This window comes from Cupriavidus consociatus, from assembly GCF_017814975.1.
Taxonomy (GTDB): domain Bacteria; phylum Pseudomonadota; class Gammaproteobacteria; order Burkholderiales; family Burkholderiaceae; genus Cupriavidus; species Cupriavidus consociatus.
Map to the genome: position 1 here is coordinate 18,077 of NZ_JAGIQA010000044.1, position 14,537 is coordinate 32,613.

At 55.0% G+C, this 14,537-nt stretch carries 9 protein-coding genes, 1 other RNA gene and 2 pseudogenes; 2 read left to right on the top strand and 10 right to left on the bottom strand.

What is annotated here, in order from left to right; all coding sequences use genetic code 11:
* Positions 1–50: 50 nt before the first annotated feature.
* Positions 51–698, bottom strand: a pseudogene (locus tag J8I82_RS34590) (transposase); the annotation flags it as partial.
* Here J8I82_RS34590 and J8I82_RS34595 point away from each other — a divergent pair.
* Both J8I82_RS34595 and J8I82_RS34600 read left to right on the top strand, forming a co-directional pair.
* On the top strand, positions 697–1,128 hold the full coding sequence (locus tag J8I82_RS34595; RefSeq protein WP_209764369.1) for a hypothetical protein: 432 nt from the start codon (positions 697–699) through the stop codon (positions 1,126–1,128). The pseudogene J8I82_RS34590 and the gene J8I82_RS34595 sit on opposite strands and share 2 nt — an antisense overlap.
* Positions 1,129–1,399: 271 nt before the next feature.
* Positions 1,400–2,113 (top strand): GIY-YIG nuclease family protein, encoded by a 714-nt coding sequence (locus J8I82_RS34600; RefSeq protein WP_209764377.1) that lies wholly within the window; start codon positions 1,400–1,402, stop codon positions 2,111–2,113.
* A 682-nt stretch (positions 2,114–2,795) separates the two neighbouring features.
* Here the strand turns inward: J8I82_RS34600 and J8I82_RS34605 are convergent.
* The 9 genes and pseudogenes from J8I82_RS34605 to J8I82_RS39970 form a co-directional block, all read right to left on the bottom strand.
* Positions 2,796–3,434, bottom strand: coding sequence for a hypothetical protein (locus J8I82_RS34605; protein ID WP_209764378.1), 639 nt, complete (start codon positions 3,432–3,434; stop codon positions 2,796–2,798).
* A gap of 107 nt (positions 3,435–3,541) precedes the next feature.
* The gene (locus J8I82_RS34610) at positions 3,542–4,132 is read right to left on the bottom strand and encodes a hypothetical protein (RefSeq protein WP_209764379.1); all 591 of its coding nucleotides are present in this window, start codon (positions 4,130–4,132) and stop codon (positions 3,542–3,544) included.
* A gap of 223 nt (positions 4,133–4,355) precedes the next feature.
* Positions 4,356–5,579, bottom strand: coding sequence for a hypothetical protein (locus J8I82_RS34615; RefSeq protein ID WP_209764380.1), 1,224 nt, complete (start codon positions 5,577–5,579; stop codon positions 4,356–4,358).
* A 1,064-nt stretch (positions 5,580–6,643) separates the two neighbouring features.
* Positions 6,644–9,310 carry a C1 family peptidase gene (locus tag J8I82_RS34620; protein ID WP_209764381.1) on the bottom strand — a complete coding sequence of 889 codons (2,667 nt, stop codon included), beginning with the start codon at positions 9,308–9,310 and terminating at the stop codon, positions 6,644–6,646.
* A gap of 71 nt (positions 9,311–9,381) precedes the next feature.
* Positions 9,382–10,908: a peptidoglycan recognition protein family protein gene (locus J8I82_RS34625; RefSeq protein ID WP_209764382.1), complete on the bottom strand. Its 1,527-nt coding sequence runs from the start codon at positions 10,906–10,908 to the stop codon at positions 9,382–9,384.
* Between the two features lie 1,599 nt (positions 10,909–12,507).
* Positions 12,508–12,720: a transfer-messenger RNA gene (gene ssrA, locus J8I82_RS34630) on the bottom strand.
* A gap of 17 nt (positions 12,721–12,737) precedes the next feature.
* Positions 12,738–12,980, bottom strand: a pseudogene (locus J8I82_RS34635) (H-NS histone family protein); the annotation flags it as partial.
* Complete coding sequence (locus J8I82_RS34640) at positions 12,964–13,632, bottom strand: hypothetical protein (protein ID WP_209764384.1); 669 nt, start codon at positions 13,630–13,632, stop codon at positions 12,964–12,966. The gene J8I82_RS34640 and the pseudogene J8I82_RS34635, both read right to left, overlap by 17 nt.
* Positions 13,633–13,961: 329 nt before the next feature.
* On the bottom strand, positions 13,962–14,432 hold the full coding sequence (locus J8I82_RS39970; protein WP_209764390.1) for an SEC-C metal-binding domain-containing protein: 471 nt from the start codon (positions 14,430–14,432) through the stop codon (positions 13,962–13,964).
* Between the last annotated feature and the right edge of the window lie 105 nt (positions 14,433–14,537).

Consider the following 14,537-nt stretch of genomic DNA (forward strand, 5'->3'; position numbering starts at 1 on the left):
ATGCGTCTAGGATATCGTGACTAGTCAAAGGACAGCAAGGCTGATCGTTTGTCCGAGCAGACGAACTCGACCTTCTCACATACCTGCTTTCCGATCATGGCAAAGAACTTCGCGAAGCTTTCTTTCGTGCGCTCCTGTCCAACCCATAGCAGGCGCGTGCAGCCGGCCTCGATCTGGTAGACCAGTGTGAGGTATTTGTGTCCGCGACCATACTGGATCTCGTCGACGCCAAAGGCGCGGATCGTACCGAGTTCGCGATGGGCCAGCCCCCAGTCCACCACCCACTCCACTGCGTTGAAGACTTTCTCCCAACTGGTGCGGAAGCTTTGTGCCGTCTCCTTCCATGACAGCTTGCGTGCCCACTGCGCCAGGAAGATCATGTAAGTGCGGGTAAGCGTGTGCTTGCCGTTGGCCCATGGCAGAGCTTCAACCTTAACGCCACAGCCACGACAATCGACGCGCCGCATGGTATAGAGGAGAAACACGGCAAAACCCCAGACGGGGATAAACTCGAAGCGGCGCTCCGTGAGTGAGTCGTAACCCCGCGCAGGCTGGTTACAGCATGAGCAGACCGGCTTCGAACCCTTGCGCGGCCGAACGTCGATCTCGATGGACTGGGTCGCCTCGCACAGCCGCGCACCTTCATATACAAAGCCGGGAAAATAATGACAGGCGTTAAGCAGACGGGTCAGCAACATGGTTAGCAAGCCCAGAACCGGCAAGGGCAAAGCTGCCATTGTCACTGAACAGCCAACGCTCACCCAGTACATTCCAGACCTGCATAGCTGGCCGGCTTCGTGGCGAGTGGATGACGAAGATATTTCGACTGGACAGGCAATCGTAGCAATACTCACGCCTTTCCTTGAGCATCTCCAAACCTTGGGATACGCACGCAAGACATTGCTTCGACACCGCGATCACATCTGGATGCTCGGCGGCGAAATGATCCGACGACGCCATGAAGATCCCGATCTCCTTAGCCTCCCGGTGGCATCGCTCTTGGACAAGCTCATCGAGGAAGACGGCGGCCCTCTCATCTGGCCAGCTATCTCCGAGTCCGCACAAAATTCCTTTGATGCAACCTGTCGCAAGCTCTATCAGTACCTGATTCGGGCTTCACTCGGCTAGCCGCGCATCCTCTTTCACCCACAGATTCCCCCGACGAGCCCAAAAAAGAGGCATCCGAGTCTGCGGCGCTGCGGCGGAGTCCATCCCATCGAAGGCCAAGTTGGATGCCCGGCGCCGCGTCGGAGATGCCATCCGTATGGAGCGTCAACAGGCGCGCGCAAGTACCCCATCGCTGACTTTCTCAGAACCGCCCTCCTCCATAAGAACGGTTTTCTTTTGTTCGGCCGCGGCGGACCATGCACACGGTTTCATACTCACTCCTGGAGCGCGCATGCCTGGTCAGCTGATTTCCAAGTTTTACAGGATAAATCCGGCGTCTTTGGTCGAGGCTGACCGGTTGGGCGACGAATCATTGGTCACAGGCCCGTCAGATTTCGTGGCGCTGTTAAAGCCCAGGGTGGGCATTGTTGTGGCGACTTGGGACGATGCGGAGCAGCTTGGCCGCGCGAGTCGATTAGGAATCGTGACCGGTATGTCGCCGGGTGGGGTGAAAGTCCGATGGGCGGTCACCGATGCGAAGTACCGCCCAAACCCGAGTGGTCGTCGCTACTGGAAGCAGGCCAAACCCTTCTTCGGATTTGCGGCGGACGTGGCCGCGCGTTATTTGCTGGCCGCGGCGTTCTATGACAGGTTTCCGGGCGACGTCGCCTTTGATGCGGCGGCGCCTCGGTCGGTAAGGGCCACGGATGCGCACCCGTCTGCCTACCCAACCGGCGGCTATGTGTACCTGGTCAAATCCCAATACGGGATAAAAATCGGTAAGAGTGTCAATGTCAAAAGCCGGACGCGGCTGTTCGAAGTTAAACTGCCCTTCCCTATCTCTGTCGAACACTATGCCTGGTTCGACGACTATTCGCATGCCGAACGTACGCTACATGCGAAGTACCACGGCAAGCGGCTTGAAGGCGAGTGGTTCGACCTCTCCGCCGCCGATATAGCCCATATCAAGACCCTCGGAAAGCCGGTCGCCGCTGCAAGCCTGTAGCTTCGTCTCCGAAGCCGGCGGCGCGAGACTCAGCAGCCGCCGGCCCGTGCCCCAGGGAGAATTGGGTATTCGCTGCGACGAGCAAGCGGTAGTGCGCTCCTCTGCCTGAGAGCCCGCAGCCACCAGCTCTAACTCCGAATTCAGCTGCAGATTCGCACCCCGCCTCCGAACTCAGAAGAGCCATTGAGCGGAGCGCCGCCTCCGTGACGCGCGGAATTTGGAGACCGCGCCAAACCGGGGGCTGTCTAAAACGGCAACGCGGTCTGAGTTATGTGCTCCTTAGTGCGCATGTGACATATGGGGGGTTAGGTCAAAACTCGTGCTCGGGGGCGTTGCAGGAGTCATGGTACTGTTGGTGCGAGAACCGGCCAAGCCGAAACGCCATACCAGCTGACCTTCCAAGTTCTGATTGCAAACGGTTTTTAAGATGGAACTCACCCGAGTGCGCATCAATACTACGCTACGCTGACCCCAACTGGCGCCGGCCCCCCTTCTGTTCCGTCCGCCCCGCCTCGAGTTGGAACTGCGCAGCGGCATGAGCCTACCGCACCGCGACGCACTTGTCATTTGAAAGGCAAGCTCCCTTTGTCGTCGAGCTGCCGGATAGTCGAGCTATGGTCGATCCGGTTTTTCTGCCGAGTTCACGTTTGCCATAAGATTATAAGTGACGATAATATCGTGATTAGGTCGCTCGCATATTTTCATAACCTTTTGCTATAAAATTGGCAAGAAAAACAGAGCAAATGAAATATGCTGCTCCCCAGGCGGCCGCCTTTAGATAGAACAGCGTAATCGCTGGGAATATTATGACAAAGCCGTGCACGATATATTGAAATAAATTTACGAGCCTTCCATGCTTCTTGGCCAGCCAAGCCGGCCAATTTCTCGCGCCATGGAGCACCTTATCGTTCTCGCGCTTGACTAACAAAAGAATTTCCGTCTCGACGTATTCAAGCTGTTGAAGGTAGAACCGAACCAGAGAATGCTTCAGTAGATCTCTGGCGTCGATCACAGAAACGATAACCGAGATGGCCATAAAACCGAAAAATATAATCGCTGGGTTTTGTAGTTGCTCGAAAGATTTAGCGATTGGCAGCCACGCAAATATGGCGCCGACCACACCAAGAAGTTTAAAGTCTTCGAAAGACGAAGCCGTGAGGGATGCAATTCTGTCGTTAATTGAGAAATATTCTTTACAAAGAAATTCGAAATATTCCTTCTGGTCAACATCGGCTTTCTCGTCGTTCCTATTTTCAGCAGTCATGCTCTTCTTATCGATATTTTCCAGCATAGACGCAACGTAACAAATCGGAGCATTCATGTAAAATCCTTTGTATAAAAATATAACATTGATTACATTTATCACGCCACCTCAAACGGTGCGCTATCTTTGTCTTTATGGTTGTTCTCGCAACTTCTTTTGTCCCGCTATCGCGCCCCTGGCTGAAAGCCACTGACGAAGGTGTAGAAGCCTTGGTTTGCGGCGTCCACAGCCGCCCTTGCGATTGAGAGGATCGCGTTTCGCTGCTCTGCAGGCGAGCTTCCTTGTCGGTAACGCACGGCGATGAGTTTTTCAGCCATCGCGCTCAATGCTTTCTGAAGATCATTTTCGAGCTCCAATGACTTCCCGCGCCCATAGAACTTGTCGACTGCAAGGACGAAGATCATGAAATTTGAACTCCATTCGGCCGATGCCTCGACATACTTATGCCACGCGTCATCCTGCTCCGACTGGGAGGCATCTCGCTCCACGCGCGCTAAGTAGGCACGGGCCCAAAAGAAGCGGCGCCATGCCTGACTTGTTAGTTGTCGCGACACATCGTCCCGCTGGCTCTCACGTGTGAGTGAGAGCGCATCAGGGTGAACACCGAGTCGGACTAGGAGTTTTTCGAGAGAATCTGAGAACTGCGCCAGCCCGGTAAATAATGCTCCAACTACAATAGCTGCTGCTATCAGGCGGTTGTTACGCAGCGAGGACATCACGTTATTCGCGCGATCGGTAGGAAGATCAGCAGACATGTCCGTTTTCCCTCAGTCTTCTTCCGCCCATGCGGGACAGGTGTCCGAAGGATGACGTCGCCGCGGAGGCTTCATGCCATTCGCCGCTACGCCGCGACCAGGATCGCCGATCCGGTGGCCTGCCTTCGCTTTGACGCTCTCTCCTGCAATGGTCTCTCGAAATGCACGACGAGATCGAAGAGAGGGCCATCTTTGCCAAAATGCGGGCGAATGACCGCCCCACCTACCGCGCTCCAGCGTCACGAGTCGCCCGCGCCAACGGACCCGAAATGAAGACGGAACCGATTCCAGCGGCTATTTCAAGCCACGAAACCGAATAACCGCTTGCAAATATTATGATGACAGCCTTTGCCGCTGTCGCGAGGCCCGCTGAAAGGGACAGCCAACTCACAAGCAATAGGAAAGAAAATTTTTCCCTCAATACCTCCGCATCGACTCTCATGAAAGAAGGTAATATCCCTAAATGCAGAAAAAGTAAAAACGCTGCGCTTCCTCCAGCAACTCCAACAAATGGTGCCCATTCGGTCGCACTGGTTTTGTGCGTGGCCGTATCCCAATTTTTAATCATGGGCCCCAAATGTGTCGCAATTCCATTTCTAGCTCGCAACCAAGTCGCTCTGCTTTCACGTGGATTTACCAGCAAATATATATTTGCAGGCAAATCCGCAGATAGCCTTTCATCGCTTAAGACTGTATAAAGTTCTTTGAAAAGCAAATCGTAAAATTCACCTTTATTGAGTAGACCCGTACCCGTACCGACGGCGGGTATAATAACACCGTCTATGTCTTTTTTTGCATGGAGCTCTGTGAAAAAATTATGAAAGGCAAGCGATGTGTCATCCCGAATGCAAGCTTGATACTTTGCTTTATTGTCGACACCCTCAAAATTCCAGCAAGGGAGATTTTCATCGTATGTATTATCCCATACTACAATCGCAAAATTTCCCACCCAATCTATACCAAGCTTTTTATATGCACCAACACACTTGTGGAATTGAATATCCCCTTTATTAAGAACTCTTGTGGGCTTCAGGCCACATCCGGCCCCAATCTTTCCGCTAAGACCACCGTCCATGGATTGATTTTCGTCAACCGAGTTAATGAGCAACAAGCGGTCACCTTGCTTTTGGCCCCCGATCTTTCCAGAAATACTATTCTCCTGAAGCACAGCTGAAACCAGGTTAATGTAAAGTAAATCTCCATTTGGCTTCACAAACCGCGCCAAAGGCAAAGGAGTGGTCATGGGGTTCGGCGTATCAGGAATCAAATTCAAAATTTTACTTTTCGCTGAGTCACCGTCACTTCTATTATCGTGCTGAACATTCGCCCATGATGTTGGAGCATGAATTACCGTTTCGTAAATGCCAAATATAAACAGAAGCATCAACAATGCCGAACAAAGCAGCAATTTATCGGACTTCAACCGCAATAAAAATGATGTCCACATGCTTAGTTTCCATCAAAGCTTGGGTTTATCAAGGGTATAACCATAACATTTGAACCATTGCTGACTTCTGTCTCGTTTATTGTGACCCTGATGTCATCGATACAAACTAGAGGTACGTTTGACGATATCGCTGTCCGTACTTGAAGGTAAACCTCGATACTTTGAGCGTCTAAAGGAATTTCACACCGCCCCTCGTCTGAATGAGCTGGATACCGCGTCCACATCCCCTTTGTTGTTTCTAGTGGCCTAAGAAAGCATTGGGTCGTCTTTCCGTTTGCTTCATCGACGCGCATTCCCAATAAGAAAAAACCTGAAATATAATCAGCCGCATACGCGTAGCCAGACAGCCTTGCCCGTCCACCCCGAAATGCTGTGACATCTATCTTTTGGCGCAGTACAATCCCGTCGGCGGGGTGCGTCTGCGATAGTCGCACACACGCACTAGCGCTTCCTGAGTTTTTTAACTCCTTATTCAGGAACACTGACGAATCTGCAGTCCAACCTGGTACGATTGTTATCTGACCAAGAACCGGCATGCTGAACAACGAAAACGCGAAAAAAGCTTGCAGTAATTGAATTTACATTTATGACAAGGCAGTTATTGATACGTTGGTGTTATCCGTCCGCCGCGAAGCTAAGCGCCTACGCCGTTATGCTGACTGAAACCTACTGGCGCAGATTCCACCGCCGTTCTCGCGTCCACTTCTCTGCGCCAGCTCCACAAGTATTTTTGAGGCCCATGAATCACAGCGTATTTTTTTGACTACGGGGTGCGCTGAGCACTTGTAGATTCCGCCTTGTCATATCGTTTGACATATTGACGGTATAACCTTGTTTGCCAGTCGTGAACTAATCGATTGTCAAGGCATACAATAAACTACGACGCCTGATTATAATTTTTTAAGCCTCCAAGATTACATAATTTATGTATACCAATCGCCAGTCGCGTTGCAGAACGTCGTCAATCGGGTACCCTGTTCTCAAGCGATCTCGCTTCTAGCGATTTTCACAAAGTCATGCATAAATAACTATGCTGCCGCTCGCACTATTCGATTGCCCCGAGTCTATTGTCGCGCGCTCAGCATCGTCCTCGCATTCAGTTCCGCCCTGCGGTCTCTAAGCGAGCTCTCATTTCTGTGGAAGGACAAGGTATCGCGGATCCCCGACCCATTTCCCATTTGAATTACCTGAGACAGCGGCTGCTTGATGATGGATGCAAATGTGCTGAGAACCGTAAGCCTGTCATCATCGAAGTCCCCATGGTGTCTGGCTTGGGAGGCAGCGCCGTTCGTTGCATCATTACCGTTTGGTGCAATGACCAACTGATGAGGGCCATTGGCCTTGAAAAGGCTCATCGTTGTCTTGTTGAGCCATCGATTCATGCCAAGAATGGGTTCGCCATCTCGGAATCCTGGTATTCTCGCCGTTTCCTCGAACGCATTCGAGACCAAGTAGAGCAAGGACTTGTTGTATATGTGCGCACAGTTGTCGTCTTGCTCGGCCTTGTCGCTCAGCATATAAAGGTTGAAGCGACGAATCTGCTTGTTCTTGATGGGATCCCAATAACGTTCATTGAAGAGATCGACGGTGCAGGCAGGCGCCCACAGCGTACAAGTCTCGATCGGCAGGCCGCTTTCTACCAACCTCGTGATCAGCCCTGCATGTAGAATCGAACCAGCACTATGGCCTACAAGATGAATTTCGAGACGTCGCCCCTGCAACCACCTTTGCTGCGACATGGTCTTCAGATGCTTGGCCACAAGCCACGCGGCACAATCGCGGTTGCTCGCTGCCAGCGCGTTCTCCTTCATCTCGCTCCAGGCGGAGCGTCCACTCAACGTGCGCGCAAGCGGTTCGAGCGCGTCGTCTAGGCGGTCGAGCATGAAGTCCTTGGCCGCGTCCAAGATGCCTTCAGGTCTCCGGCGACGCATGGTGTCCTCAAGAATATTGGATATCGTCGTCCAATAATCACTGCGCCAAATGAATGCCAACGGATACACTTGACGCGGCAATAAGTCAGGGCGGTAGTCGGCAAGTCGCTGCACGGCCGATGCCTCGTCCACCAATCCCCCATGTGCGTAGAGCAGGACGCGAACAGTTGACCAATCCGCGGCTACGCGGGGGATGTCTTCTTCGAATATATGGCGTAGACCCTCGGGTGTGATGCCGTAGTCACCGCCGGGGCGAAGCTGCCCGTCGTTGCCCACGCTTACGATGTGTGGCCGCAGGTCGGCGTAGGAGTAAGCTACAGATTCGCCCGAAGAAGCTGCATGTGCTGCTGCGGTGGATTCCACTTCCCGCAGTGTCACTGGCGCACCGAGTCTGGCCACCCAAACATCGGTGCCGTTTCGTAGCCAATCGTCATAGCTGATACGTGCGAAGCCGCCATGCCCCCAGGATGGTCCCCATGAGTTCTGAATCCAGAATCCCTCGTCGTCGTAAGCGACGATGGCGAAGGCATGTCCGCCGAGCGGCTGGTCCGAGAGTTCAATGACGCCATTTGAGCCCACATCGCGCCAGCCCTCGTGTACAGTGGAGGTCGCGTATAGGACGCCAACTTCGGCGATTGCGGCATGCATCGCCACTAGGTCTTTGTGATTGACGCGAAAGTAGGCTCCAAGTGGACGGCGTCGTGCATCTGAAGTGCGTTGCTTGGTTAGCCCTTTCTTGTCGGGTGTCCGGGACGTATATAGGGATTCCGAGCAGATGCCATGCTTATGCCAGCCCTTCATTGCGCCGCGCGCACTTGAACCAGAATAGTCCTCTCCTGGCCATTCGTCATAACGGCGTGCCAGGTCATAGAACATCCGAGGACTGACAGGCATGCAGTCAGGGACCACACGCCGTCGGCGCAGAAGATAGTTGGCAACAGTGGCAAGGCCATAGCCTGTGCAGGCGCCTTCCTTGCCTTGGTCCAGAATGGGAACATCAAAATCCAGGTAATCACCCAAGGGAATATGCGTTGGCACCTCTATCAACGTTGGCTCGAACATGCGGTCTCGGAAGTCCATCGTATCGGCGCGCGCATCAAACTCCGGAACCTGGAGCGCCTTGCCTGAATTTCTAGGCGACGCAATCGACTTTTTGCCCTTCTCTGTGATGTCGTCAATGCCTCGTTCAAGCTTCACCAGCTTCTTCGGCGCGGCGAGCTTCGCTGCGCCTGCTCTCGTCGCCGCGAACGCTCCCTTTAGGGATTCTAAGGCGACATGGTAGAACGCCTCACGTTCCGCTAGGCCATTGAAACCACCATTGATGCGCTTTGTGATGGTCTTAAAATCGCCGATGTCAGCCAATTCGTTAAGCCCGTTCCTCTGCCAAAAGAGGCCGGCGATCCTAAAGCCGACTTCGGGCGTTGCCGCAAGAGACGGATCATTGACAATGTCTACCCCAAGTAAGCCCGCATACCTTGTGTAGTTCGTCCTGCCGGTGAGCTGGATCGGTCCGCGGCCCTTGAAGCGAACCCCATCGCCGCGCTGCGTGTTGCCTAGTTTGGTAGCTAGCGAACTAGGAGGCTCATAGCGCTTCTGGGCGTCAGTTGGTCCCCATATTTCCTCCATGAAACGGAACTGCCCCGATTCATGAGCAAGTTGGGCGATGAATGCCGCCCCGCGCAGGAGGCTGTTGATAGAAAATTCCTGCATCGCGTCATTCAATGGCTTCTCGAAGCGCTGCAACCGGGCCGTCGAAGCATTGCGCATGATCTGCATCAGCATGGCTTGTGTCACGCTCATGACTTCCTCCTTCCTTGAAAGCTAAATAGCTTGTTGTATGACACTGTCTGGCTTGTTTTCGTAGGGTGAAACTACGTCGGGCCCACCGGAAGGTCGGCGAGGTAGCTGTTCGCATCCGCACCGAGCTTGGCGATGACTGCCTCGCGCCGTTTGGCATAGAAGCCGGTGTTCAGCGTCATGCGTTGCGCAGCTGTCCAGAAGTTGACCTCTTCCGCACCCCATTTCAAAAACAGGAAACGCTTGCGGGAATCTACGCATCGAAAATAGAAGGCGCCTAAAGCCATCGACAGCGCGCCGTTGGGCAGTCGCTGGACGGCCCCAATCTGAAAGTTCCCGCTATCTTGTTCAGAAGCGTGAAAATCGAAAAGACGGATGGTGCCGTCGGACTCGGCGACTCTCGCTAAGGCCGCAATTGATTGTTGCAGTACAGCAAGCTGATTTTGCATAGCGACGGCCGCAATGACTGCTAGCGCCGCCTGGTCCATCTGGAAATCCCCTTGGCTCTGGGTGTAATGGCTGAAAGCCAGTTGCTCGCTTGCCCACCCCAGGTTGCTTAGGATCTCGATGTATTTCTGGTACCAGAGTTGTGTCTGTGAAAAGCGATCAAAGAAGCCGCTGGCGCCGCGCTGGGCGATCTGAACCGAATAAAGGACGTCGCTCGTATCCTGCTGATTGAGATCGGCCACAAAACTTATGACACTACCGCCATCTATGCTGGCTGAGATTGGTGGCACGGTCCCTTGAGTACCTGCGATCATCACACTCTTGCTCGCCCTCACCTTCGCACCTTTGGCGCGCTTATTGGTGGCCGTTATTGGAGTTTTCGCACCCTCAAACGGGGGAAAAATCGCCTGAACTGCCAAATCCCTCAGGTAGGCGGTCATGCCGGTCGGCACGATGTCATGGTCGGGCATCGTGGTAACTGCCGTTGCGAGCAACTTTGCGGAAGTCTTGGCGCCATTTATCCTCGTCCCGGATACCGATCTTTCCGTCTTTGACAACTTTGCCACGGTGGCGATTGGAGTTGAGATCAGTTTGCCTTTTGCATCGAAGGTGGCATGCATAATGAAGTCCACTTCATCAGCAGTGTACGCGGGATCCCAATGCGTGTTCTCCGGGACGTGGCAATGCCCATAGTGACCGCCGTTGTTGTCCCAGATGTTTGGGTCACGAATGTGCTTGCCCGGGTCTTTGCCATTCTTTGCTGGCTTGGGCAGCCCTGCCGGCCAAATTTTCGGCACGCCGTGCTGATTCTCGATCCATCGACATAGACGGGCTAGATTAGTCAGCGACTTTCTGTCCTTAGGTAAGTGCGCGAACCCCACCAACTCGATCTGAACAGCAGAATCGCGGTTAGTTTGTACGCCGCCCACTTCGTTGCGTAACGCCCTGGCACTCTGCTGGGTATCGATGTGCTGGTAAATGTTTCTGCCATCCACTGTGAAATGTGGATCAGAGCGATGTTTGGCAAAGGCCTGCATGGCGCCGTCTGCGCTACTGCCCTCTGTTGTATGGTGAACGATCTTGAACGGTCCACCCAGATAGGGGCCAACGGAACCGGAGATAGGCTTCCAAATTGCAAACGGGCAGATTGCCATGTGTTGCCTCCACTGCGCCTTCTTTTTTTTCTCATAGCAGCTAAGGCAGTGCTATGGACGGTGGACGCCGCCGATGGCACAACCGCTGCGGACAAGGGAGCAGCCAATGTGCCATGCACTTGGGTCAGAGGCAGCATAGTGCTGGGATTCTGGTCCTACCTTCATCCATAAGTACTAGGTTGAGGGCCAAAGGGCCTTGGAACACACTTCCAGTTATGAATATTTGTTAATACTGATTTAAAGCCGCCTTGCGTACCAGTTGGAAGTCCGGTTCCTTGGCCAATCAGGACGCTTTCAGCCCTATCGCCGTGGCACTACAGTGGTGTCAAGTCAGGTCACATCGAGGCTTGATTGCCATTGGGACGCTCCTGACGGTCACTACAACACAGACAGATTTGTCCGGCGCTCCGTACCTGATCGCGTTGAGCACAAAGTTGAAAACCAGTTGCTGCAGGCGCAAACTATCCCCAACATCCGACGTGTTTGCCCTTCACCTCCAGTTCGATGCAGCGTGTCGGACTAGCGGCACCCAATTGATCAACGGTGTTGCACCTTGATTGGAATCGGTGGGAGTCAGCCGATTCAACCCATGACCCGGCACCGCAGTTTGCAGCTCAAAATCTGGACGATTTCATCCTATAGTTAGGGGGTTGTTATATTGGAAATGGGCCCAAATGAGCACATACGGAATGCTGGGCATCCCAGAGGCCTTGGCATCGGCTATTGTGCTAGCGTGGCTCAGCCTCGCACTCGCTCCTTGGCTGGGGGGGTACGAGTTGGGACCAATCAAAATACCGGCGCTGGGCGAATCCACAAAGAAATGGCTCCGCTTTGTCGGACCCATTGGAGTCGTGGTGTGCTCCGCAGGCTTCTTGAAGGTCTGGGAGGTCAATCCAATTAGCCAAGGCGTCAATTCAGCCGGCCCATTGGAAGCCACGGACGCCACAGACGACTATCGCAGCGGGAAGCCAAAAGTTTTTAACGAAATGGAGATGAGAGCCCTAAAGGAGTTGTTCGGGGACTCTCATTGGGATGGCGGCGCCCATTGGGGAAACGTAACGTTTGACTCTCGCGGTGTAGAGGCCAAGTTCACCAACGAATCGGGGGCTTCACCAGGGTCATTGCGACTTGCGGCGGCCCTGCCAGGAACCGTTCCTGTCCTTATCGGGGAATGGCAACAGGACGATGGACAAAAGGGGCGCGCGTTGGTTTTGCTCCCGCCGTCTTCGAATAGACGTACCCTGCGAGTTTTCTGGGGCCCAGCTTTTCGCGTAGAAAGTGAATGGATACGCATGGACAAGCTCACTCGCGATGGCGAGTGAGCTTGCTTCATCGGTACCGTGTTAAACACAGCGCCACATTCCGCGTCAGGTCTCCTTAGAACGATGGCATGTCCCACACCGGAGAAAGCCTAGGAAATTGCTATCTGGGGTGATCGTCCCTTTCGTGTGAAATCTGGCGGTCTGATCCTGAAAGCTATTGCGAATCAAGGGGTTGCAATCTCACTGGCCATGCGAAAGGCGGGAAGAGGCTAAGCCTTACTGGAGGCGGCTCTCCGGTGGATCACCGCCATTTTGCGCACGAAAGGTACGATCCCCCTGAGTTACGGGTTGCGTCACGACCCTATCTCCCCCTGTCGAAACCAGATCAGGCCCATCAGAAGCGCAAGCTTCTGGTGGACCTGGGCGGAATCGAACCGCCGTCCAGAAGGCCTTCAAGAAGAAGGTGGTTCACAACCATTATTGGGACCCTTGCAGCCCCAACGCTCCGGATTCTACGCCCGGTGCCACAGCGTCAAGGCAGTTTGCGTACGGCTCTACAAGGACCACGACCCGGTAAAACTCCACGCTCTGCCGCATTGACCGCCTCAGCCAGGCGGGCATCTCCCACTGCCCGTCCCAGGTCAGCCCCTCGGCGTTGCGGTAGCAGACCACTGGCGGCGGGGGCGGCGGTGGAGGTGGGGGTGGATCAAAGCACCCCGCCGCCTTGAGCTCGTCCATGGTCAGGCCGTAGTCGGCCATCTGCGCCTGGATCCAGCGGATCGCCGCCGCCCGCTCAGTGTTCTTGGTCATCGCTGCTGTCGGTACTGTTACTGCCATCGTGGCCGTCATTCGGATCACGGGACGCGCTTGGCGCGCCCGGCTCTGGCTGCTGGGAGCGCTCCGCCTCGTTCCCCGCTGGCGCCGGGCGGGCCTTGCCCCGCCGTCGACCGCTGCCGTCCCGCTCGTGCAGCACCCCGCGCAATTCTGCCGGCAGCTGACGCGCGAGCGCCGCCTCGGCTTCGGCGCGCTCGGCCCGTTGTTGCACCGAAGCCAACTCGTCGCCCACCCGCTCGAACTCGAGCGCGTGCCGCCCTTGCGCCTGCTCGGCGGCCGCAAGCCGGTTCCCGAGCGCCGTAGCCTGAGCTTCGAGCCGGGCGCGGACCTCGGCCTGCGCCACGGCGGCGTCACGGGCCTCGCTGCGCGCGGCAGCCAGTTCGCCGCGCAATTCTTCCGCGGTGCGCTCGCTCTTCTGCCGCGCGGTGCGTTCCTGGTCGAGCTCGCGCAGCGCGCGTCGCTCGCTCCCCTCGGCGCGCTCCTGGGCGATGGCCAACTGCTCGCGGGCGCGCTCCAGCTCGGTCGAGAACGGGGACCGCAGTTCGGACAGTTGCCGGCCCGCCGCCTCCAGTTCCACCCGCCCAGCCTCCAGCCGCGCCTGGCGCTCCGCAGCCAGTTCGGCCTGCATCGCTTCATCCCTCGCGCAGCGACTCGAGCCAATCGAGGAGCGGTGCCTCACTGGCCGCTCGGCAGCGGTCCGGTCGTGTGCCCCTGTTTTGGCGCGGTCTCCATTGACACTCAACCACCTGCATATCATTTTACTGCGAAAGCACCATCACCCCTAATCAGGCCGGAAAGCACGAAAACGAGGAAAATGCGGATGCAGTGGCGCTCGGCTACCGGATGATGAAAATTAACGCCTCCACTGTCCTTACGGGGAAGCCTCATCGCTTGCGCAGTGAGTACTTCAGCAGCCTGCTAAGCAGTAGCTATGAGACTGGAAGCAAAAAAATGGCGCTATCCATGACATTTCTTGTATTTCAAGCCGGAGCCACAGGGGCAGGGATCATTGCGGCCGACTTTTTCCCAATGATTGCGACGCGGTTCAAAGGTGGAAAAATTTGGTCCAGACAGGGACACACGCCGCTGCTGCGGTCCGTTGCCGGCACGCAGGTCAGCTATGAGCGCCCGCTGCCTATCTATCTCCTGTCGCTGCTCAGCACTGAAACCACCGGCATAAGCCTCCAATCGTTGAATTTCCTGCTGGGCAGCCGAAAAGTCACGGCAGAAACCCAGAACGACAGCGTACTGGCTGCGTATCGCGACGATACGGTCAAGCATCCGGTAGTGCTCTGCAAACGGAAGAACATGCTGTTCGAGAGTCTGACGCGCTCCAATAAAATCGTGTCTTGCCACGTAATCATCTGCAACATCCTGGCCAACCCGCACAGCGGAGTCGACTGCCCCCAGGAGGGTGTAGAACTTCATCGCAAAGAGTCGCGATAGCCCCGGGTCTACCCCAATCCATCCAAGTTAAGCCGCCAATAAAATCGCAATTTGCCCCGCGAACCCTTGACTTGTGACGAGGTTCGA